This window comes from Cryobacterium sp. TMT1-2-2, from assembly GCF_004403505.1.
Lineage (GTDB): Bacteria > Actinomycetota > Actinomycetes > Actinomycetales > Microbacteriaceae > Cryobacterium > Cryobacterium flavum.
The window spans coordinates 19,874-42,118 of record NZ_SOGS01000017.1 but is presented as its reverse complement, the minus strand read 5'-3'; the positions used below and the strand labels follow the sequence as shown (position 1 = coordinate 42,118).

Sequence of the window (22,245 nt, the reverse complement as noted above, 5' to 3'; positions counted from 1 at the left end):
CGTGGCCTAGGCGTTCTGCGGGAAGCCGAGGTTGATGCCGCCGTGGCTCGGGTCGAGCCAGCGGCTGGTGATGGCCTTGCCGCGGGTGAAGAAGTGCACACCCTCGACGCCGTGGGCCTTGGTGTCGCCGAACAGTGAGTTTTTCCAGCCGCCGAAGGAGAAGTACGACACGGGCACGGGGATCGGAACGTTGATGCCGATCATGCCCACCTCGATCTCGTTCTGAAAACGGCGGGCCGCGCCGCCGTCGTTGGTGAAGATGGCGGTTCCGTTGCCGAAAGCTCCGGAATTGATCAGGTCGACGCCCTCTTCGTAGCTCGCCACGCGTACCACTGAGAGTACCGGTCCGAAGATCTCCTCCGTGTACGCCTTGGAGGTCACCGGGAGGGCGTCGATCCGGGTCGGGCCGAGCCAGAATCCGTTCGGGTCGCCGTCCACCTCGATGCCGCGGCCGTCGACGACGATCGTGGCGCCGTCTGTGGCGGCGATGTCGATGTAGCTGGCGACCTTGTCGCGGTGCACCTCGGTGACCAGCGGGCCCATGTCGCAGGAACGACGGCCGTCGCCGACGGTAAGGGTGTTCATGCGGGTGACGATCTTTTCGATCAGCACGTCGGCGACGGGTTCGACCGCGACGATGACACTGATGGCCATGCAGCGCTCCCCCGCGCTGCCGAAGCCGGCGTTAATGGCGGAGTCGGCGACGAGGTCAAGGTCGGCGTCGGGCAGCACGAGCATGTGGTTCTTTGCTCCGCCGAGAGCCTGCACGCGCTTGCCGTGGCGTGTACCGGTCCCGTAGACATACTGGGCGATCGGGGTCGAGCCGACGAAGGAGATGGCCTTCACGTCGGGGTGCTCGAGCAGGCCGTCGACGGATTCCTTGTCACCCTGCAGCACGGTGAACACACCGTCGGGGAGTCCGGCTTCCTTGAGCAGCTTGGCCATCCAGATGGCCGCGCTCGGGTCCTTCTCGCTGGGCTTGAGGATGACGGCGTTGCCGGCCGCGAGGGCGAGCGGGAAGAACCACATCGGCACCATGGCCGGAAAGTTGAAGGGGCTGATCACGGCGACGACGCCGAGGGCCTGGCGGGTGGAGTAGACGTCGACACCGGTAGAGACATTCTCGGAGTAGTCGCCCTTGAGCAGGTGCGGGATGCCGCAGGCGAATTCCACGACCTCCTGGCCACGCGATATCTCGCCGAGGGCGTCGGAGAGCACCTTGCCGTGCTCGCTCGTGATGATCTCGGCCATTTCACCCTTGCGGGCGTTCAGCAGTTCGCGAAAGCTGAACAAAACCTGCTGGCGCTTGGCGATCGACAGGTCGCGCCAAGCAGGGAAGGCGGCCTTGGCGCTCGCGATGGCGGCCGCAATCTCGGCCTGGTCGGCGAGCGACACGTTCTTGCTGACCGTGCCGAGGGCAGGATCGAAGACCGGCGCGGTGCGGCCGGAAGTTCCTGCTTGTTCTTTTCCGTCGATCCAGTGCGCAACGAGGGCCAGGTCTGTTGCTGTTGTAGGCAAAGTGAACTTCTTTCTGAACGAGAGTGGATAGGAGTTTTAGGCGCCGTGCACGAGCTCGGCCGCGGTATCGATGGCCGCCTCGACGTTGCCGTCGCCCGGGTAGAGCAGGCTGCGGCCCACAACGAGGCCGCGCACGCCGGGCAGCCCGAGGGCGTTCCGCCAGGAGTCGAACGTTTCTTCCTGTTCGCCGACCGGGTCACCGCCGAGAAGCAGGGTCGGCAGGGTGGTGGCGGCCATAACGCGAGCCATGTCGGCAACGACCGGCAGCTTCAGCCACGAGTAGGCGCTGGAGTTACCGAGGCCCTCGGCGATGGCAATCGAGAGGATGACGGCATCCGTTGTGAGGTCGTTCTTGACGCGACCATTGGCCCAGGAGCTCATGAACGGTTCGAGCATGATGGGAATGCTGCACTTGGCCGCTTCGCTGACGGCGAGCGCTGTCGCCTCGAGGGTAGCCAGCGAGCCGGAGTCTTCGAGGTTGATCCGCACGAGGTTCTTGGCGAAGTCGAGCCGGTCGCGCTTGATTTTGTCGATGTCGTAGGCGGTGTAGCGGTCGTCCATCTCGAACGACGAACCCCAGAGCCCGCCGCGGTTCATCGAACCGACCACGATCTTGTCGTCGAGCAGACCGAGAAGGGCAAGGTCGTCGATGATATCGGGGGTGCCCAGCACGCCGTCGACGCCCGGGCGGGAGAGCGCGGTGGCGATGCTTTCGAGCAGGTCATAGCGGTTGGCCATGGCGTTGGCATCGTTGCGCACACCGAGGGCACCGCGGGCGCGGTGGTCGGCGGCCACGATGAACAGGCGCCCGTCGCCGCGAATCAGCTCGCGGCGGGTGCGGCTGGCAAGAATTTCGCCGATGCGCTCGGGCTGCGTCGCGCGGGCATGCCGCAGGGCGTCGAAGTCCAGCGTGGTCATGCTGGCAGTCCCTTCAGTATTTCTTCAACGTCTGTGGTCGTGGGCATTGCTGTCGAGCATTCGCGGCGGCCGGCCACGATGGCGCCGGCCACGTTGGCGAATTGCAGAATACGGCGCAGCGGCCAGTCCTGCAGCAGTCCGTAGCAGAGCGCCCCGCCGAAGCTGTCGCCGGCGCCGAGGCCATTGACGACGTCGACGAAGTACGGCGGCACCTCGACGGTTTCGGTGCGAGTCTTCGCGAGTACGCCCTTGGGGCCCTGCTTGACGATGGCCAGTTCGATGCCGCGTTCCAGCAGGGCGTCGGCGGCCCGAAGCGGTTCGGTCTCGCCGACGGCGACTTCACACTCTTCCTTGTTGCCGACGGCAACAGTCACCTGGCCGAGCGCGAGCGAAACCTGAGCGCTCGCCTCTTCGGGTGAGGCCCAGAACATGGGCCGGTAGTCCAGGTCGAGAATTGTCAGTGGGCTTCGGCCGCGGGCTTGCCAGGCTGCGAAATGAGCGGATCGGCTGGGCTCTTCGCTGAGGCCGGTCACGGTTGACCAGTAGATGCGGGCGTTTTTGACGGCTTCGAGGTCGAGCTCGTCTGCATTGATGACCAGGTCGGGAGCTTTGGGTGCCCGGTAGAAATAGAGCGGAAAGTCGTCGGGCGGAAAGATCTCGCAGAACACGACGGGGGTGTTCAGGTCGGGCACGCCGGAGACGTACTCGTCGCTCACACCGAGGCGGCGCAGCTCCTGGTGAATGTAGTTGCCGAACGGGTCGTTTCCAGTGCGGGTGACCACCGCTGAGTTCAGTCCGTGGCGGGCAGCCGCGACGGCAACGTTCGTGGCACTGCCACCGAGGTACTTGCCGAAGGTCGAGACATCTTCGAGGCCGACGCCATCCTGCAACGGGTAGATATCAACGCCGACGCGCCCGATTGTGAGCACGTCGTGGGGGGATCGCGGTGAAGTCGTCATACGCCGATGTACAACTTTCTGAACTAGAAGTGGTCGGCTTGTCGCCGTTCCTCCACAGTAGCGCCCATTGCGCTTAATGTCATGACATATTCACAATAAGTTTTTCAGAGCCAGCGGGGTGCCGCCGGAACGGGTGTCTCAGCTGAAGAAATGCTCCGCGTCGTTCGCCCCGTCGCCCGCCCGTGAGGTTGGCGAGGCTCCCGGAGACAACGCTCGCAGCGTCGTCATCACCGATGGTTGTCGCGTAGGGTGCAGCGACGACTAAACGGATGCTGCCCGCCGGCCACAAAGGCTGTGGCTGCTCGCGCATCGGCCAGCTCGGTGTCGATGGCCATGGTCGCGTCATTGCTCATGACGGCAACGGTATGGCACTGCCACGGATAAGGAGACCGGCACGAAAAAGCCCCCGGAACCAAGGGTTCCGGGGGCATCTGTTGCGGGGGCAGGATTTGAACCTACGACCTCTGGGTTATGAGCCCAGCGAGCTACCGAACTGCTCCACCCCGCGCTACAAGTACAAATTTAGCACACCCCGAAAGCTCGGTTGACCACTTTGGGTTGATATCGCCAATTGGGCACCGAATCTGCATCTCTAATGGCATCAAACACCATGGAATGGCTCGCCGCAAGGAAAATATTCAAAAGCCCCCTCCCGCGGCGCAGCGCACAAAGGCCGCAAGCCCCCACCCGAGACGGGTGAGGGCTTGCGTCCGGTTGTTCGGGGTCGAACTACTCGCCGAGCAGGGCGAGCATGCTCGCGATCGTCTGGGAGAGCTTCGCGTCCGCCGTGCCGTAGTCGGCGAAGTTGCCGGCGGCGAGTGCGGTTGCCTTGTCGGCAATCGCGGTCTTGGCGACGGCGAGCAGCGACTTGAGTTCAGCATCCGTTGCCGGATCACCGGTCGAGGTGCTGGGCACGTCCGTGCCCGTGGCCGGCGTCTCACCGGTCGCGCCACCCGTGGCAGCCGTGTCCGGTACAGCCGTGTCACCGGCCGTGGCACCAGAGTCGCCGCCGAACAGTACGTCGAGGGCACCGTTCAGGGTATCTTCGAACGCGATCTGATCACCGAAGGCCACGAGCACCTTCTGCAGCAGCGGGTAGCTGGTCTCACCCGTTGACTTCACGTAGACCGGCTGCACGTAGAGCAGTCCGCCACCGACCGGGAGGGTCAGCAGGTTACCGTTCAGCACGGTCGACGATCCCTGCCGCAGCAGGTTGAGCTCGGTCGAGACGGTCGGGTCGGCGTTGAAGACGTTCTGCACCTGGCCGGGACCGGGCACGGTGCCGTCCTTGGGCAGGTTGAGGAGTCTCAGCTGGCCATAACCATCCGCTCTGACACCGTCTACTGATCCAGCGTCGGCGTCCACGGCGAGGTAGCCGTAGAGCACGTTACGACTGGATTCACCGGTCGCTTCCGGCTGGAAAGTGGAGTACATCGAGAACGACGGCTTGTCCGATCCGGGTACCTGCATGGTGAGGTAGTACGGCGGCTGCAGGGTGGGGTTGGTCGCGGGCGAGTCGGGGTCGTTCGGCGAGATCCACGCGTCGTCCTTGGAGTAGAACGAACCCGGGTCGGTGACGTGATACTGGCCGAGGATGGCCCGCTGCACCTTAAACAGGTCGGCCGGGTAGCGCACGTGGCTCATCAGGTCGCCGCTCATCTCGCTCATGGGCTTGAGCGTGGAGGGGAAGATCTTCTGCCAGGTCTGCAGCAGCGGCTCGGTGTCATCCCAGGCGTAGAGGGTGACCTCGCCGCTGTAGGCGTCAACCGTGGCCTTGACCGAGTTGCGCATGTAGTTGATGCTGTCCAGCGCATACGGCTGAGCCGGCGTCTGCGTGTCGGCGATGGCGTCGCTCAGGCTCACCGGGGTCGAGTACGGGTAGCTCGCCGACGTGGTGTACCCGTCGACGATCCACTTGACCCGACCATCGACGACCGAAGGGTAGGCGTCGGAGTCCAGTGTCAGGTACGGCGCAACTTTTTGCACGCGGGTCACCGGGTCACGATCGTAGAGAATCTCTGACTTGTCGTTGACCGACGCGGCCAAGAAGATCTGCTCGGACTGGAACTTGAGCGCGTAGATGAGCTTCTTGAACGCGTTGTCGAGTTTCGGTCCGCCGTCGCCGGAGAACGTCGTATAGGTCTGCCCGGCACCCTCGGTGCCCGACGGATAGTCCAGCTCGATCGGATCGACGCCGTCTTCGGCGCCGACGATGGAGTACTCGGGCGAGGTCTCGCCGAAGTAGATGCGCGGTTCGAAATCGCCGAGCGCACCGCTCGTGGGAATGCCGGATTCGAGGAACACGGGCTGCCCGTCGACCGAGCGCTGGTTGCCGTAAGCGGCCACCACACCATAGCCGTGGGTGTAGACGGTCTTCGAGTTGACCCAGGTGTTACCGGTGTTCAGGCCGTCAAGGTTGAGGTCACGAACGGCGACGACGGTGTCCTGCGACACGCCGTCGATCATGTAGCGGTCGACATCGAGATTATTCGGGAACTGGTAGTACTGGCGGAACTGCTCGAGCTGGCCGAACGAGTCACTCACCAGTGCTGGGTCGAGGATACGGATGTTCGCGGTGGTCGCGGCGTCGGCACGCAGGGCGCCCGGCTCGGCGGTGGTCTTCGCGTCGTAGGCGATCTCCTCGATGTTGGCGACGCCGTAGGCATCACGCGTGAGGTCGATATTGCGCTCGATATACGGGGCCTCGAGGGCCTTGGCGCTCGGCTCCACCTGGAAGCGCTCGACGACCCAGGGGTAGAGCGAGCCGATCAGCAGGCTCGACACGATCAGCAGCGCGGTTCCGATGACCGGCAGGCGCCAGCGGCCGATGATGGCCGTGAGAATGAAGAGCAGGGCGACGACGGCGGCGATGCCGGCCAGAATCGCACGGCCGGGGATGGTGGCGTTCACGTCGGTGTAGCCGGCACCGGTAATGAGCGAACCCTGGTTGGTGAGGGTGGAGTACTGGTCGAACCAGATACTCACTGCCTGCAGCAACAGGTACAGCGCCGCAGTGACGGCGATCTGCACACGTGCTGCCTTGGAGATGAGCACCTCGCGGCCGGACACCCGAATGGAACCGTAGAGGTAGCTCGTCGCGACCGTGACGAGGGCCGCGATGAGCACCACAGCGGATGCAAAGGCGAGCACGGCCTGGTAAAACGGCAGATCCATCAGATAGAAGGAGATGTCGAAGTTGAACTGCGGGTCAACGCGCCCGGTCTCGGTGCGGTTGAGCCACATGAGCACGGTCTGCCAGCGGGTGGCAGCGGCCACACCGGCGAAGAGGCCGAGCAGGGCGGGGATACCGTACATCGCAAGGCGACGCAACGGCTCAATGACCTGCTGGTAGCGATCAAGCTGCGAGTTGAGCTTCGCGTAAACCGGGCGCAGGCGGTAGGCCAGCTGGATGCTCACCCACACCGGCACGGCCATGGCGACGAACCCGATCAGGAACAGCACGGTGCCGGCGATCCACTGGGTGGTCAGCACATTAAGGAACCCGAGTTGGTCGAACCACAACACATCGGTATACAGTCCGGCGAAGATAAAGAACAGGATCACCAGCCCTGCGATAATTGCTGCGGTGATTGCTAGCGGGGCTCGGCTGCGCCGTGGGGCGTTGTCGGCTGCTGATGAACTCACGAATTGGCCTCTTGCGCTCAGTCGTTGGGTACAGGGTGATCATTGACTACATGATCAGGGTCAACCTCCATCCTACTTAAGCGCCCCTGAGAGAGTCATCACTGCCACGCGTCGAGGGGACTACAATGTCAGCTATTTAACCGGGCAGGTGGGCAGGTCGCTCGTGTCGCCGGTCTTGATTCCCTCGAGGGCCGTGAGCGCCTGATCGAGCGTCGAAACCGAGAACACGGTCAGACCATCGGGGATATTGCCGGTCACCTCGTCGCAGTTGTCCGCTGGGGCCAGGAACCAGGTTGCCCCACTCTCAAGTGCGCCGTGCAGTTTCTGCTGGATGCCGCCGATCGGTCCCACCGCGCCGGACTGATCGATGGTTCCGGTGCCGGCCACGTTTTCGCCGCCCTGCAACTGGCCAGGGGTGAGCTTGTCAATGATGCCAAGCGCGAACATCATCCCGGCACTGGGGCCGCCCACCTTGTCGAGTTGAATCTGCACCTCGAACGGAAAGTCATAGGTGACCGACACGTTGACTCCGGCCACCACCGTTCCGTCGTTGTCGATCGGCGTGACCGAGACGGTTTGCGCGACACCGCTGCGCAGGATGTCGATGCTCGCCGCCTTATCAGCGCCGTTGACCTGCAGGGCAGCGCGCAGTTCGGCGACATTGGCCACCGCTTGGCCGTTCACCGCGGCGATCTGGTCCTTGCGCTCGATGACTCGCGCGGCCGGAGAACCATCGGGCAGGCTGACCACCGTGACCGTCGTGGGGTAGTCGTAGCCGAGGTGCGTGAGTGCAGCGGCGATGGCATCCTGTTGGGAATTGATCATGTCGGCGCTCGACTGCGCGTCGCGCTGCTCGGTACTGACGTTCTCGGGAAAGACCTGATCAATGGGCAGTACGGCCTCGCTCGGATCGAGCCAGGCTCCGGCAACCGTGAGCCAGCTCGGGCGGTTCTCCCGATTGCCGAGCAACGACACGGTGAGCAGATCGAGCGTGCCCTTGGTCGGGTAGACCGTCTCGTCGGGGATGGTGATGAGCGGCGTTTCGACGTTATCGGCGTCGGTGGCAGAGCCGAGGGTGTTGAAGACCGGGCCCGGCTTCTCGATGACGTAGGGGGCCGGCATGATACCCAGGATCACCCCGGCGACGAGTGCGATCAACAGCGCCATCCAGCCGATCGATGGGCGCCGGCGCCGTGCACTGGTGGGTGCCGGTGAGTCATCGGTGAAGAGAGCCACCGTGCTCCTTCCGTGTTGGTACTGGTCTGGTTACGGGTCGTGTTCGCGACGGGCGCACAGCAAGCCCTTCAGCCTAGGATATTTCCCAGCCCCGAGCGGGCTACTCGCACTAGCGTAGAAGTATGCAACTGAGAGGGGCCTGAAGTGGCCGACGACTCCCTACCCCCGAACGATCAGAACCCGAACGAGCCGAGCGACGAGTTTCGTGACATGCTGCGCGACATTCTGAGCGGCAAGAGCGGAATCGACCCGAGCCAGCTTGCCGGTGCTGCCGGCCTGCCGAACGATCCGGCCAGCGTGGCCGCCCTCATGCAACAGCTCCAGGGTGCCATGAACTCCCAGGGCACCGGCGTGGACTGGCAGATTGCGCTCACCCAGGGCCAGCAGCGAGCGGCCAACGGCCAGCTCACGGCCACCGATGCGCAGCAGACCCAGTTGCGTCAGGCCTTTCACATTGCGGCGCTCTGGCTCGATGACGTCATCTCCGTGGCCGAACTGACCGTTGAACCACGCCTCATGACCCGCCGCGAATGGGTCACCGCGACCATGCCGCTCTGGACTCAGCTGGCCGAACCCGTTGCCACGAGCATCTCCGACTCTCTGACCCGCGTCTTCGCCGAGCAGGTGCCCGAGGAGATGCAGGGCATGGTCGCCAACGCGAGCCAGCTCGTGCGCAGTATCGGCGGCACCCTGTTCGCCATGCAGCTCGGCCAGGTCGTCGGCCAGCTCGCCAGCGAGGTCGTCAGCGGCGGCGACGTCGGCATTCCGCTGCTCGGCGAGCAGCAGGCTGCACTGCTCCCTCAGAACGTTGCCGACTTCGGCAACGGCCTCGACGTTCCCGCAGACCAGGTGCAGATCTACCTGGCCGTGCGCGAGATCGCCCACGCCCGCCTGTTTCGTCATGCCCGCTGGCTGCGCCTGCACCTGACCAGCGCGGTCACCGCGTACGCGCGCGGGATCAGTATTGACTCCAGCCGGCTCGAAGAACTCGCCGGAAGCTTCGACCCGTCGAACCCGGAAGACCTGCGTCAGGCCATGGTCGACGGTTCGCTCATCCAGCAACAGGACGAGTCACAGATTTCAGCCTTGGCCCGCCTCGAAACGATGCTCGCCCTGGTCGAAGGTTGGGTCGACGTCGTCACCGCTCGCGCCACCATCCGACTGCCCAAAGCGGATGCCATCGCCGAGACGGTCAAACGCCGCCGAGCTTCCGGTGGCCCAGCCGAATCCGCCTTCGCGACCCTCGTCGGTCTTGAGCTTCGCCCGCGCCGATTGCGGGAGGCTGCTGCCATGTGGCAGGCCGTGACGGATGCCGTGGGTAACGAAGCGCGCGACGCGCTCTGGTCGCACCCCGATCTGCTGCCCACCGAGCACGACATCGACGATCCCCAGAAGCTCATTGCTCGCCTCACGAGTGCGGCTCGTGGCGAGCCCGACGTGCTCGACGACGTCGACCAGGCTCTCGAAGACCTGCTGCGCGATGACGGTGCCGAGCGCCCGCACGAGGAATAGAACACTTTTCTACCCCTCAGGTGGGGTCGCAACGTTGCGGCAACCTTTGCTGATCTACCGTCGTGCAACGGACGAAATGTCCCAAACGAAGGAGTTTGGCAATGACGATTACCGAGAGCGATCCGAAAAAATCCACCCGGGTGCCCACGACCATGCACGCGGCCGTCGTGCACGAGTTCGGCCAGAACCTCACCATCGATGAGGTACCGGTACCAACCCCCGGCCCCGGCCAGGCCCTGGTCAAACTGATCAGCAGCGGTGTCTGCCACACCGACCTGCACGCCGTTGAGGGCGACTGGCCGGTCAAGCCGAGCCCGCCATTCATTCCCGGCCACGAGGGAGTCGGCGAGGTCGTCGCCCTCGGCACCGGCGTCGATGACCTCGCCATCGGCGACCTGGTCGGCAACGCCTGGCTCTGGAGCGCCTGTGGCAGCTGCCAGTACTGCCGCACCGGCTGGGAAACCCTCTGCGAAGCCCAGCAGAACGGCGGCTACAGCGTCGACGGTTCATTCGGGCAATATATGCTCGTCGACTCCCGCTTCGCCGTGCGCATTCCTCACGGCGCCGACCCGATCGAAATCGCCCCGGTGCTGTGCGCCGGCGTCACCGTCTACAAGGGCCTCAAGATGACCGAGGCCCGACCGGGCCAGTGGGTCGTCATCTCCGGCATCGGTGGCCTCGGTCACATCGCCGTGCAGTATGCCAAGGCGATGGGCCTGCGCGTTGCCGCCGTCGACATCGCCGACGACAAGCTCGCGCTCGCCCGCAAGCACGGCGCCGAACTCGTGATCAATGCTCTTGACGGAGACCCGGTCGCCGCCATTCAGAAAGTCACCGGCGGAGTGCACGGCGTACTCGTGACCGCGGTTCACCCGGCCGCCTTCGGCCAGGCAATCGGCATGACCCGTCGTGGCGGCACCATCGTCTTCAACGGCCTGCCGCCGGGAGACTTCCCAGCCCCGATCTTCGACATCGTACTCAAGGGCCTCACCATTCGCGGTTCCATCGTGGGTACCCGCCAGGACATGGAAGAAGCCCTGCAGTTCTACGCGCGCGGCCAGATTCACCCCACGGTCTCCGAGCGCCGCATCGACGAGGTCAACGAAGTACTCGACGAGATGAAGCACGGCAAGATCGACGGTCGCGTGGTCATCCGCTACTAGGTTGCCCCACCACGATCTGCACTGAGGTGCGGGCTGCGGATACGTTCGAATCCCAATGTTCGAGCGTGGTCGCGCCCGCACCTCTGGTGTGCCTGTGGATAACTTCTCCGCGTTCTGGCCAGATGCGTCATCATGTCGGCATGGCCCTCCGACTGAACCCACGATACCCACTGGTCTGGCGCACACCGGATTGCGTCCAACTCGGCGTGGACCACGCCATCGTCACGATCGGCGGGCTCACTCTCGCCCACGAAGCCGTGCTGTCAGCCCTCACTGCTGGGGTGCATCGATCGGGTGCGCTGCTGCTGGGAACCCTCGCCGGGGCATCCGCTGCGGAGGTGGCGCACCTGCTCGAACTGCTCGAGCCGGCACTGCTGTACGTGCCGGACGATGCAGAACCCAAGGTCACGCCCCTGCCCCGCACCGTGCTCGTTGACGGCGTCGGGCCGACCGCTTTTCGGGTGCGTACCCTGCTGTCCAACCTCGGCATCGAGGATCCGCTGCCCGGCGACGAACCCGACCTGGCCGTGCTGGTCGGGCAGTACGTTTTCTCACCCGAGCGTCACGGACACTGGCTGCGCCGTGACATTCCGCACCTTCCGGTGGTGTTCAGCGACAGCGCGGCGCGGGTCGGGCCGCTGGTCGAACCGGGCCAGGGGCCCTGCCTGACCTGCCTGGAACTGGCACACGTCGACACTGATCCGGCATGGCCGGCCATGGCCTGCCAGCTGGCCCCGCGACAGGCCCCGAGTGAAACGCCCAGGCTGAGTTTTGAGGTGGCCGCCCGAGTGGCCGGGCTCGTACAGGATCGCCTGGAGACGGGCCGGTCAGCGGTGTTCGCCCGGTCGTTGAGCATCGACGCCGTCACCGGTACCGTCACGCGGAGCGAGCACCGGCTCCACGAGCGGTGCGGCTGCCAAGCTCTTGCAGAAAACGAGACCGTTCCCGAGGCGCGCGAGCCTGCACACCCGACGACGACCAGCTGAGCGCGAGTCGGCGGCGGGCCCGGGTGATGCCGACGTAGAGCAGACGACGTTCCTCGTCGATCTGATCGAAGGTGCTGGCATAGCTGATCGGCACGAGACCTTCGCTGAGCCCGACCACGAACACGTCATCCCATTCGAGGCCCTTAGCTGAGTGCATCGTGGCGAGCGTCACGGCCGACACGGTCGGTTCGTGCTGGCCGGCCTGGCGTTCCATCAGCTCGTCGGTGAACTGGCGAAATGTGGTTCCCGGTGCGGCCTGGTCGACCAGCCCCATCAGGGCATTGAGGGATTCCCACCGAGCCTGCACCGCGCCGCGCGTCTCCGGCGCCGTCTGGCTCCAGCCGAGCGACCGCAACACGTCGCTGACCGACTTGAACAGCGGTTCCCCGACGATCGAAACGGATGCCGCCCTTAGGCTCATCACCGCCTGCTTCACCTCCGGCAGGTCGAAGAACCGTTTGGCCCCGCGAATCTGGTAGCTCACCCCCACCTCGGTCAGCGCCGTTTCGAGCAGCGCGGCCTGCACGTTGACCCGGAACAGAACGGCCACGTCTTCGGGTTTGGTGCCGGTGTCGATGAGATGCAGGATCTGCTCGGCGACGCCGCGCGCCTCGGCCATATCGGAGGCATAGCCACGCACTGTCGGATCGGGGCCGCCGTCGGACTGTGCGGCGTGCAGGGTTAGCGCGCCGGAACGGCCGCGCATGAGCTGGTTGGCAGTGGCCACGATCGGCGCCGTTGACCGGTAGTTCTGCTCAAGGCGCACCACCGTGGCGTCCTCGTAGTGTTTGGGAAAGTCGAGCAGGTAGTCGCTGCGGGCGCCGGCGAAGGAGTAGATGGTCTGGCTGGCGTCGCCGACGACGCAGAGGTCGCGGCGGTCGCCGAGCCAGAGTGCGAGCAGGTCGTGCTGAAGCGGGGAGACGTCCTGGTATTCGTCGACGACGAAGAATCGGTACTGTTCGCGCACCTGCAGTGCCACCGACGGTTCGGCCTCGATCATGCCAGCCATGGCGAGCAGCACGTCTTCGAAGTCGATCTGTTTGCGATCGTCTTTGAGCTTCTCGTAGGTCTGCTGCAGGGCGACCACCTGGTCCACATCGAGCCGACCGGGCAGGCTGCGTCTGGCGATGCCGGCAGCGTACTGCTCAATGCTCAGGCCGCTGGTCTTGCGCCATTCCACCTCGGCGGCGAGGTCACGCAGGGTGGCGGTGTCAATTTTAAGGTGCAGGGCTTCGGCGGCGTGGCCGAGAATGCGCCCCTTACCGTCGAGGATGCGTGGTGCCTGCCCGCCGACGACGTGCGGCCAGAAGTAGTTCAGCTGGGACAGCGCGGCGGCGTGGAAGGTGCGCGCGGCCACTCCCCCGGCACCGAGCTGCCGCAGGCGACCGCGCAGTTCGGCGGCCGAGCGGCTCGTGAAGGTGAGCGCCATGACCCGGTTGGGAGCATAGGCGCCGGTCAGCACGCCGAGGGCGATGCGGTGGGTGATGGCGCGGGTCTTGCCGGTGCCGGCCCCGGCGAGCATGCAGACCGGGCCGATCAGTGCTTCGGCGGCGATCCGCTGCTGCTCGTCGAGGCCTTTCAGTAACGAATCGGCGGTCACCGTCACGGTCGGATCAGTTCCGTCGCGGCGGGCAGCGGGGCACCGAGCCAGCGCTCGATCATGGCGTGCGCGATCGAGGACGGGCCGGGCAGCAGCATCCACTCGCCGGCGTCCTGCAGTTCCTGCCGACTGAACCAGCGCAGCGCCAGAATCTCGGCGCCGTCGGGCAGCAGGTCGTGGGCGGGCTGGTCGTCGGCGAGCCGGGCGGTGAACCCGCACATGACCGAGGCCGGAAACGGCCACGGCTGCGAGCCGACATAGGCCGGGTCGGTGACCCTCAGGCCGGATTCCTCAAACATTTCGCGGATCACGGCCGATTCCAGGGCCTCGCCGGGTTCGACGAAACCCGCGAGTAACGAATATCGGTTGTTCTCCCACATAGCGTTGGAGCCGAGCAGAATGCGATCGTCGGCGTCGGTGATGAGTACGATCACGGCCGGGTCTGTGCGCGGAAAAACCTGGCTGTTGTCGACCGGGCAGCGACGCACCCAACCACCCTCTTCGACCACAGTTGCGGCGCCGCAGCGCGGGCAGTGAGCGTGTGAGGCGTGCCAGTTGAGCACGCCGAGGGCCTCGGTAAACAGGCCGGCGTCACGGTCATCCAGCACGGTCGCGACCGTGCGCAGGCCGACCCAGCGCGTGGAATCGGACTCGAGGCCGACAGCGGCGGCATCATCGAGCTGCACGGCGACGATTTGCGTCCCGAATGCTTCGGGTAGGTCGGTCGAGAGCGACCGGCCCAGGTAGACGCGCAGGCTCGGGTTCTGTGCACTCATCGGCAGGCTCGTCGGCGACAGCAGGGCGAGGTGCACGGCGCCGGTGTGGTCCTTTGGCGCGAGCAGAATTTTACCGTGCCAGACGGGCAGAACGCGGGTGGCGGCGTCCGCCCAGAGCTGGTCGAACAGCCCGGGAACGCCACGGCTGAGATGATCGCGGTCGATCGCGTGCCGAGACAGCGGCAACCGCGTCGTGAAAGTGAACGACATGGTGAATCTCCGAGCTCTGCGAGAACGTGGGTGTGGAGGCGTGGCGAATAACCAGCAGGTGCGTAATTCGATCTAACCTAGTAGGCATGGCCAGAACTCAACTCACTCTAGCCGCGTTAGCCACCTCCGCTGTTCCGGGGCTCGACGTGGCCTACGCCCGTAAGCACAGTGCCGGCGCGCACGGACTGTTCGACTCGGCGCTCGTCATCGACAGAGACGGGCGGGCGCTGATCATTCGCGTTCCTACCAGCCAGTCGGCCGAAACGGAGCAGTCCGCTGACCTCGTGGCGTTGCGCGCGCTCACCACCGGCAATCGCAGCCGGCTGCCGTTCGACGTTCCGGAATATGTCGGCCAGACGCCGATTCAAGGTACCCGCGCGGTCGTCTACGAGCTGCTGGCCGGTGACAGTTTCGATGCGGATGCCCTCACCGGGCACGAGGGCGTCTCCGGGTCGATCGGGCGGGCCATCGCCGCGATCCACTCACTGCCGAGCGCCTTCATCGGCACCGCCGGGCTTCCCCAGCAGAGCGCGGAACAGTGTCGCAAGGATACGATCGACCTGATCGACCGCGCCGCCAACACGGGCTACCTGCCCGCCGCGCTTCTGCGCCGCTGGGAACAGGCCACCGACGACGATGCGCTGTGGCAGTTCGCACCGGCCGTGGTTCACGGGTCGATGTCGGCCGATTCCATTCTGATCACCGACGACGCCGTGTCGGGGATTCTCGGCTGGTCGGGCCTGGCCGTCGGTGACCCGGCCCGCGACCTGCACTGGTTGCTTGCCGCGCGCGGTGACGCCGCCGAACTGGCCATCGATGCCTACTCGAACGCACGCCAGGGCAGTGATACCCACATCACCCAGCGCGCCATGCTCTATGCCGAGCTCGAGCTGGCCCGCTGGCTGCTGCACGGCGCGAGCAGCCACGACCAGTCCATCGTCGATGACGCCGTCGCCATGCTCGACGGGCTCGTCGATACCGTGCACAGCCATACCCAGCAGCCGCTCTCCCCCGAAACCGGCCCGATCATGACCGTCGACGACGTGGAGACCATGCTCGACCACATGCCGCGCGCCGCTCGGGATTACGACCAGCACGCAGCGATGCACACCGACAGCTACAACTTCTCGGGACTGACCATCGATTCCGAATCCGACGACGACTCCGAGGATGCTTCGTCGAGCACCGGGGTCATCGCCCCAGACCAGGCGGCGAGAAGGTCTGCCTCGGAGTAGAGACGCTCCGGGGCTATGACGGTGTCGTCGGCCACGAAGTAGAACACCGCGTCGACAATGCTCGGATCGATCCCCTTCCACCGGGCATAGGCCAACCGGTAGAGCGCGAGCTGGGTCTGCTTGAGTTCGAGGTCGGCGGCGTTTTTTGGTGCCCGCCCGGTTTTCCAGTCGACCACCTGGTACCCGGTCGGCGTTTGGTAGACGGCGTCGAGCTTGCAGACGAAGACCTGGCCGCCGAGCACGTGGTGAATTTCAATCTCGACGTCGACGGGCGCTCGATCGGCCCATTCGGACCGTTCGAAGGTAGCTTGCAGTGCCGCGAATTGCTCCTGCTCCGGCACCTCGAGGTCGCTCAGCGTGCCGGTACCGCCGTCATCGTCGGTGCCGAAGTCGAGTTCGTTCAGTGCGGCATCGACGCGGTCGGTACCGGTGGCACCGCCGGCGCGGCTCTCCACCCAGGAGTGGAACAGAGTTCCGAGCCGCGTGGCCCGATAGGGACGCTGCGGCATCGGGCGCCGCAGCTCGGCGGCGACTCCGGCCGGGTCGTCGACGTAATCCTTAAACCGGGAGGCCGGAATGCGGGTGGGTACGGGGGTCGCCGCGCCACCGGCCAGCCGCAGGGCGCGTTCCTCGAGCAGCAGGGTGACCGCGTGGGACCAGCGGGTGGGGGAATCCGCTTGGCTGCCCGCCACGCGGGTCGCTGCGGCTTCAACGAGCGCGCGACGGGCACCGAGTGGGTCGAACGGCCACAGTTCGGTGCCGTCCTCGGCGGAATCCGGCTTGACGACCTCGTCGCTCGTGTCGGGGATTGCGGGGATGATGCCGGCCTCGGCGAGTTCGGTCAGGTAGCGGCTGGGCCGCCGCATGGTCGATCCGGGGCCCCAGAACGAGCCGGTCAGCAGCAACTCTCGTTTGGCGCGGGTGGCGGCCACGTAGATGAGCCGGCGTTCTTCGTCGTCGTGCCGTGTCGCCAGCTCGGCCTTGTAGGTCTGGAAAGCCAGCTCGTAGTCGAGCTGGGTCTCGTGGCCGATGATTTCAAGTTCGGGCAGTTCGGAGCGGTCGCCGCGAAAACCGTAGGGCAGTTCGCCGAAACGCAGCCAACCGCTCGTGTCGCGAGCAGCCGCGGGGAGGCTCTTCTCGGTCAGGTTGGGAATAGCCACGAAGTCCCATTCCAGGCCCTTGGCGCCGTGAATCGTGACCAGCTGCACGGTGCCCTGTTCGGAGAGTTCGGCGCGCGGGCCGAGGTCATCCTGCAGCTCCGCCCGCTTCAGCCAGCGCAGAAAGCTGGCCAGGGTACCCTGCTCGTCGCTGTCGAGGAAGGCGGCAACCGTATCGTGGAAGGAGTACAGGTTGGCCAGTCCGAGATCGTTGGCCTCGTTCGCGGTCAGTTCGATGTCCAGCCGAAATTCCTGCTCGATCAGGCGCACGAAATCGAGCAGCGGCAGGCCGGCGCGGGATCGCAGCCAGGCCAGCTGCCGACCGGCCGACTGCACGCGGGCGCGCCCCAGCTCGCTGAACCCGTCGAACTGGCCGTGGGAGTCAGGCGCAGTGCCGAGAAAATCGAGCGCGTCTACGAGGGAACTGCCCTCGTCGCCGGCGACGGATGCCCGCAGCTTGCCCCGCAGATCGGCCGAGATGGCCTGCTGCGCCCAGTCATGTCCGGCCAGCCAGCGCGCCACGTCGGCGAGCGCCGCGAGGTCGCGGGCGCCGACCCGGTAGCGGGCGCCGCTGAGCAGGCGTACCAGTTCGCTGCCGGCCGCAGGGTCGTGCACCACGCGCAGCACGCTCACGACATCGGCGACCTCCGGGGTCGAGAGCAACCCGCCGAGGCCGAGCACGTGGGCGCGCACACCGTGCGCCCGCAGTACCTCGGCGAAGTAGTCCATCTCGCGGCGCGCACGAAACAGCATCGCGCCGCTGTAGTCGGCGGGCCCGTGGTCGCCGACCAGCCGGGCGGCAAACCAGTCGGCGACCGCGCCGGCCTCCTCGGCGATGGTTTGCGCCATGACCGCGTCGACAGTGCCTGGTCTGGTGCCGGTCGGCACCTTGAGCGTTTCGACCTGGATTCCGCCCGGCTTGGCCCGCAAGGCTTCGCTGAGCGGCGCGACGAGGGCGTTGGCGGTATCCAGCACGCGAGCGGGATTGCGCCAGGTGAACGACAGCGACATCGTCGGAGCGGACGCTGCGGCGCTGAAATCCTGCGCGAAGCCGAGCAGGTTTGCGGAACTGGCACCGCGCCATCCATAAATCGACTGGTGCGGGTCACCGACCGCCATCACCGGGTGGTCACGAAACAGGGTGTGCAGCAGCTCGGTCTGCAACACCGAGGTGTCCTGGTATTCATCGAGCAGCACCACCCGATACTGGTCGCGGTAGCGGTCGACGACCGCATCGACCTTCTGACAGACCTGGAGTGCAAGGGCCACCTGGTCGGAGAACTCGATCAGGCCGAGGCGCCGCTTCTCGCTGCTGTAGTGCGCGGCGAGTTCGGCCAGCACCGGCAGCGGTGCAACGGAGGCCAGGGACTCGACCGCCGAATCGTAGGGCTTCTTCTTGCGCGGATTGCCGTAGGGCAGATCGGGGAGGTAGGCGAAACTCTGGGCCAGAGCGGCTAGGTCGTGCGGCGCTCCCGAGGCGCCATCGTGCCAGGCTGGCGGGTTCTCGGCGAGGGCGCGACTGAGCTGCAGCACGGCGTCGGTGACCTGGTCGAGGCTCTTGCCGAACGGCACGAGGCGGCCGTCACCGTGCTCGATGACGACCCGCCGGGCGAGCAGCCAGCCGCTCGTTTCGCTCAGCAGAACCGACTCCGGTTCCCGGCCGAGCAGCAGAGCATTGTCGGTGAACAGGCGACTGGCGAAGGAGTTGTAGGTGGAGACGTTCGGAGTGTTGAACAGGTCGGAACCCGCCGCTTCGGTGGAGTCATCAGCGTCATCGGTGCCGGCGATCATCGGCATGAGGCCGGCTCGGTCGAGCTCGGTGATGCGCCGGTTGATGCGCTCTCCCAGTTCGCCGGCTGCCTTCCGCGTGAAGGTGAGCCCGAGAATCTGGTCGGGACGGGCGTGGCCGTTCGCGAGCAGCCAGAGCACCCGGTTGGCCATGGTCTCGGTCTTGCCACTGCCGGCTCCGGCGACCACCAGGGTGGGAGTGAGCGGCGCCTCGATCACCGCCTGCTGTTCGCTGGTGGGCGGCGGCAGTTCGAGTTGCGCGGCGATGTCGAGGGCGGAAACCGTGCTGACCGTGGTGCTGAGACTCATGAGCTGACCTGCTTGATGACGTGGATTCGGCAGGACCCGTGGGACCGCGGGTCGAGGCAGTGCGAGGTGATCTCGGCGATGAAGGTGGCGCCGCTCATGCCCGTCGCGTCGGCACCGACCCGCTCGCGGAAAGCTTCGAGCTGCTCCGGCGTGAAGGCGGGCTGGGTGGGATTGCGGTAATTCTGTTTGACCGTGCCGGACGAGACGATGACCAGGCGAGCCCCGGCCAGGTCCATATCCCCGGACACGCCCTCGATGACGCCGTCCTGGAACGCCAGCTGATAAGCGCCGAGTTGCGGATGCTCCGCGACGCCGACATCGCTGGTCGCGTCACCCTTGCCGGTTTTCAGGTCGACAATCACGGCCCGGCCGTCGGCCTGGCGTTCCACCCGGTCGATGGTGCCGGAGAGTACGGCACCGCTCACCTCAAGCGTGAAGGTGCCCTCGGCGCTCAACAGTTCACCACCGCCGCGTTCGAAATCGAGCAGGTAGGAGGCGAGCCGGTCGGTGAGCTCCCTGGCTGCGACCTTCTGCACGCGCGACTGCCAGTCAGCGTCGAAGTCGAGCTCATTCCAGCGCGCCTCCACGCCCTGCCAGAGCGCTTCGGGCCGGCGATCGGTCGCGTCTTCCATGACCTTGTGAATGATCGTGCCGAGGTTCGCTGCGGTGTTCGAGCTGCCACCGCCGACCTGGCCGATCAGCCAGTGCAGCGGGCAGGTTTCGAAGGCCGCCATGCGCGACGGCGAGACCCGCACGGGCTCGTCGCCGGCCTCTGGATCGTTGAGCGGGCGCACGGTGCTGGGGTCGGTCAGCCCGTACCACTGGTCGGGCGCAGCGCCGGGCACGTTTTCGCTGGCCAGGCGAGCCAGCGTGGCCGCGGCATCCGCTGCCCGGGCGACCGTCTCGGAGTCGGTGCGAGCCGGCGAGCGGATGGCGCGGGTCAGGTCGCGGCGCAGACGCCCGGCCAGGCCGCGCAGCGACAGGGGGTAGCGGCCAAGATCGTCAACGCCCAGGTCGGGCTCAGGCGCGGGCAGCAGGCGCAGAAACACCGAGGGTTCGTTCTCTTCATTGCTCACGGCGGTGACGAGCAGTTCGGTCGTGGCCCGGCTGGCGGCCTGGGCGAACATGCGCAGTTCGTCGTGGAGTACCTGGGTGCGGGCAGCGGTTCCGGCCAGCCCCGTATCGCCCTGTCCCGAAGCAACCAGGGCCAGGTCACCGGCGCCGAGCAGTGACCCACGGATGCGCAGGTCGGGCCAGACGTTGGCCTGAACGCCGGCGAGCACGACGATGTCGAAATCCCGTCCGATGGTGCCGCTCGGCGTCGACACGATGACGGCAGCGCCGAGCGAGCGCGGCGCGAGGGTGTCTTCGGGCACATCCGTGTCGACGAGGTGTTCGAGGAACAATACCGGCGGGGCCGATGGCGTGCGCTCGACATAGCGCTGGGCGGCGGAGAACAGGGCGACGACGGCGTCGAGGTTGTGGTTGGCCTCGTCGGCGACGATTCCGGTTCCGGTGGACTGTTCTTTCCACTCTCGCTCGAGGCCGCTGCGCTGCCACAGGCCCCAGAGCAGTTCTTCGATGGTGGCGCCAGCGTCGTATTCGATTTTGGCCTGGCGCAGGCTGACTCCGCAGCCGGCCGCACGGCGGGCGGTGCGGTTGTCGATGGTGAGGAGCAGCTCGGGGTCGAGGAGGGCGGCAACGAGCAGGTCGTCAGCGCTGCGCGGTTCGGCGTTGTCAGTGGCCAGCTCCTGTTGGCGCAGCGCTGCGCGCAGCCGGCGCAGGGTGATCGGGTCGAGTCCGCCGAGCGGGCCGCGCAGCAGCAGGGTCGCTGCTTCCGGGGCGAGCGGCTTACGGCCAAGGGTTACTTCGAGGGCCAGGATGAAGGCCCGCACCGCGTACTCGTCGCGCAGCGCGGTGCTCGCCGTCGAAATCTGGGTCGGCACTTCGAGGGCTGCGAGCCCCTTGGAGATCGAAGGGACCAGCGACCCGGTGCGCACGATCACGGCCATGCGGGACCACGGAATGTCGTCGATCACGTGGCGTTCGCGCAGCAGCCGGGCGATCACAGCGAGCTGATCGGCCGGGCTGCTCGCAACGACGGTGTGCACGGATTGGTCGAGATGTTCGCCCGGAACGGCCGCCACACTCGTCTGTTCGATCGTGGCCGGTTCGATGCTGGCTTGTTCGATGCTGGCCGCGGCACGCTGGGTTCCAGCCGCCGCCGCCCCGATCCGGCTGGTGATCTCCGCGACGACACGACGGATGCCCGACCCGTGCCGGTAGACCGTCCCCAGCACGATCGGCGCGGCCACCCGGCCGCCGTCTGCGGGCACGCCGGGACGGAGGTACGAGCCGAGACGGCCGAGGGCATCCGGGTGGGCCCCGTGGAACGAGCCGGTGCTGATATCGGGGTCGCCGACGGCGACGATCGCTACCCCGCGCGCCTGAAACTGGGCGAGCAGGGTGAGCGTGGCCTGGGTGACCTCCTGCGCATCGTCGAGCAGAATCAAGCGCAAGCCGGCCAGCGAACCGAGTGTTGCAACGCCCGCCATTCCTGCCTCGGCACTGGCCACGATCGCGGCGGCATAGCGGGCAAGCTCGGTGGAGTCGAACTGGCCCGGGCGAGCCTGGTCTTTGGCCTCCTCGTAGCCGCGAATGAACTCGGCCGCCGCAACCCACTCCGGCCGACCGAGGCCGAAACGCTCGAGCTGGCCAGGGGTCACCCCGTATTCCACCGCTCGCATCATGAGGTCGCGCAGTTCGGTGCGAAAACCGCGCAGGCGGCGCACGTCGGCACCGAGCGTGGCCGGCCAGGCCGGCCCTGCTCCGTCGTCGAGGTGGCCCTGCAGCAGTTCGGCGATGATCTGGTCTTGCTCGCCACCGGTGAGCAGCGTGGGCGGAGGACCACCGGCCTGGGCCACGGCGGAACGCACAATCTGAAAGGCCACCGAGTTGGCGCTGCGAGCCAGCGGACCGTTGGTGGGCACACCGAGGCGCAGTGCGAGCCGGTCGCGCAGGGCTGTGGCACCAGCACGGGTCGGCACCAGCACCAGAACCTCGCTCGGCGAATAGCCACGGTTCAAGACCCGATCGGCCACGAGCTCGACGAGCGTCATGGTCTTGCCGCTGCCTGGCGCGCCGATCACCGCGCCACTCACCCCGTCGGGGAGGTCGAGAACGGCCTGCTGGGCGGCATCAAGGTCGAGGTTGGTCACATTTCAACGGTAACG

General features: G+C 66.3%; 14 protein-coding genes and 1 tRNA gene. 4 read left to right on the top strand and 11 right to left on the bottom strand.

What is annotated here, in order from left to right:
• Window positions 1-6: 6 nt before the first annotated feature.
• From E3T35_RS12120 to E3T35_RS12095, 7 genes are all read right to left on the bottom strand, one after another.
• Window positions 7-1,518 carry a CoA-acylating methylmalonate-semialdehyde dehydrogenase gene (locus tag E3T35_RS12120; RefSeq protein WP_304998663.1) on the bottom strand — a complete coding sequence of 504 codons (1,512 nt, stop codon included), beginning with the start codon at window positions 1,516-1,518 and terminating at the stop codon, window positions 7-9.
• A 36-nt stretch (window positions 1,519-1,554) separates the two neighbouring features.
• On the bottom strand, window positions 1,555-2,436 hold the full coding sequence (locus E3T35_RS12115) for a class I fructose-bisphosphate aldolase (protein ID WP_134379314.1): 882 nt from the start codon (window positions 2,434-2,436) through the stop codon (window positions 1,555-1,557).
• On the bottom strand, window positions 2,433-3,395 hold the full coding sequence (iolC, locus tag E3T35_RS12110; protein ID WP_134346444.1) for a 5-dehydro-2-deoxygluconokinase: 963 nt from the start codon (window positions 3,393-3,395) through the stop codon (window positions 2,433-2,435). Before iolC ends, E3T35_RS12115 begins: the two co-directional genes overlap by 4 nt.
• A gap of 227 nt (window positions 3,396-3,622) precedes the next feature.
• A complete protein-coding gene (locus tag E3T35_RS20035) occupies window positions 3,623-3,748 on the bottom strand; it encodes a hypothetical protein (protein ID WP_255575332.1) in 126 nt (41 codons plus the stop codon).
• An 81-nt stretch (window positions 3,749-3,829) separates the two neighbouring features.
• Window positions 3,830-3,903: transfer RNA gene (locus tag E3T35_RS12105), tRNA-Met, on the bottom strand.
• Window positions 3,904-4,124: 221 nt separating this feature from the next.
• Complete coding sequence (locus E3T35_RS12100; RefSeq protein WP_241987848.1) at window positions 4,125-7,040, bottom strand: UPF0182 family protein; 2,916 nt, start codon at window positions 7,038-7,040, stop codon at window positions 4,125-4,127.
• Window positions 7,041-7,172: 132 nt separating this feature from the next.
• On the bottom strand, window positions 7,173-8,276 hold the full coding sequence (locus E3T35_RS12095; RefSeq protein WP_134379312.1) for a PDZ domain-containing protein: 1,104 nt from the start codon (window positions 8,274-8,276) through the stop codon (window positions 7,173-7,175).
• A 210-nt stretch (window positions 8,277-8,486) separates the two neighbouring features.
• Between E3T35_RS12095 and E3T35_RS12090 the strand changes: the two genes are divergently transcribed.
• From E3T35_RS12090 to E3T35_RS12080, 3 genes are all read left to right on the top strand, one after another.
• Window positions 8,487-9,788 carry a zinc-dependent metalloprotease gene (locus tag E3T35_RS12090; RefSeq protein ID WP_134379411.1) on the top strand — a complete coding sequence of 434 codons (1,302 nt, stop codon included), beginning with the start codon at window positions 8,487-8,489 and terminating at the stop codon, window positions 9,786-9,788.
• A gap of 152 nt (window positions 9,789-9,940) precedes the next feature.
• Window positions 9,941-10,951 (top strand): alcohol dehydrogenase AdhP, encoded by a 1,011-nt coding sequence (gene adhP / locus E3T35_RS12085; RefSeq protein WP_134379409.1) that lies wholly within the window; start codon window positions 9,941-9,943, stop codon window positions 10,949-10,951.
• 140 nt (window positions 10,952-11,091) lie between these two features.
• Window positions 11,092-11,937, top strand: a complete 846-nt coding sequence (locus E3T35_RS12080) for a TOMM precursor leader peptide-binding protein (protein WP_140425533.1) — start codon at window positions 11,092-11,094, stop codon at window positions 11,935-11,937.
• Here E3T35_RS12080 and E3T35_RS12075 read toward each other — a convergent pair.
• The gene (locus E3T35_RS12075; protein ID WP_092341523.1) at window positions 11,828-13,537 is read right to left on the bottom strand and encodes an ATP-dependent helicase; all 1,710 of its coding nucleotides are present in this window, start codon (window positions 13,535-13,537) and stop codon (window positions 11,828-11,830) included. The two genes, E3T35_RS12080 and E3T35_RS12075, sit on opposite strands and share 110 nt — an antisense overlap.
• Before the next feature lie 2 nt (window positions 13,538-13,539).
• On the bottom strand, window positions 13,540-14,523 hold the full coding sequence (gene nudC / locus E3T35_RS12070) for an NAD(+) diphosphatase (RefSeq protein WP_092341524.1): 984 nt from the start codon (window positions 14,521-14,523) through the stop codon (window positions 13,540-13,542).
• 86 nt (window positions 14,524-14,609) lie between these two features.
• Here nudC and E3T35_RS12065 point away from each other — a divergent pair, with 86 nt between their 5' ends.
• Window positions 14,610-15,758, top strand: coding sequence for a phosphotransferase (locus E3T35_RS12065; RefSeq protein WP_134379310.1), 1,149 nt, complete (start codon window positions 14,610-14,612; stop codon window positions 15,756-15,758).
• On the opposite strand, the gene E3T35_RS12060 is transcribed toward E3T35_RS12065, so the two are convergent.
• A complete protein-coding gene (locus E3T35_RS12060) occupies window positions 15,641-19,012 on the bottom strand; it encodes an ATP-dependent DNA helicase (protein ID WP_134379308.1) in 3,372 nt (1,123 codons plus the stop codon). The genes E3T35_RS12065 and E3T35_RS12060 overlap by 118 nt on opposite strands.
• A complete protein-coding gene (locus tag E3T35_RS12055) occupies window positions 19,009-22,230 on the bottom strand; it encodes an ATP-dependent DNA helicase (protein WP_241988835.1) in 3,222 nt (1,073 codons plus the stop codon). Before E3T35_RS12055 ends, E3T35_RS12060 begins: the two co-directional genes overlap by 4 nt.
• Between the last annotated feature and the right edge of the window lie 15 nt (window positions 22,231-22,245).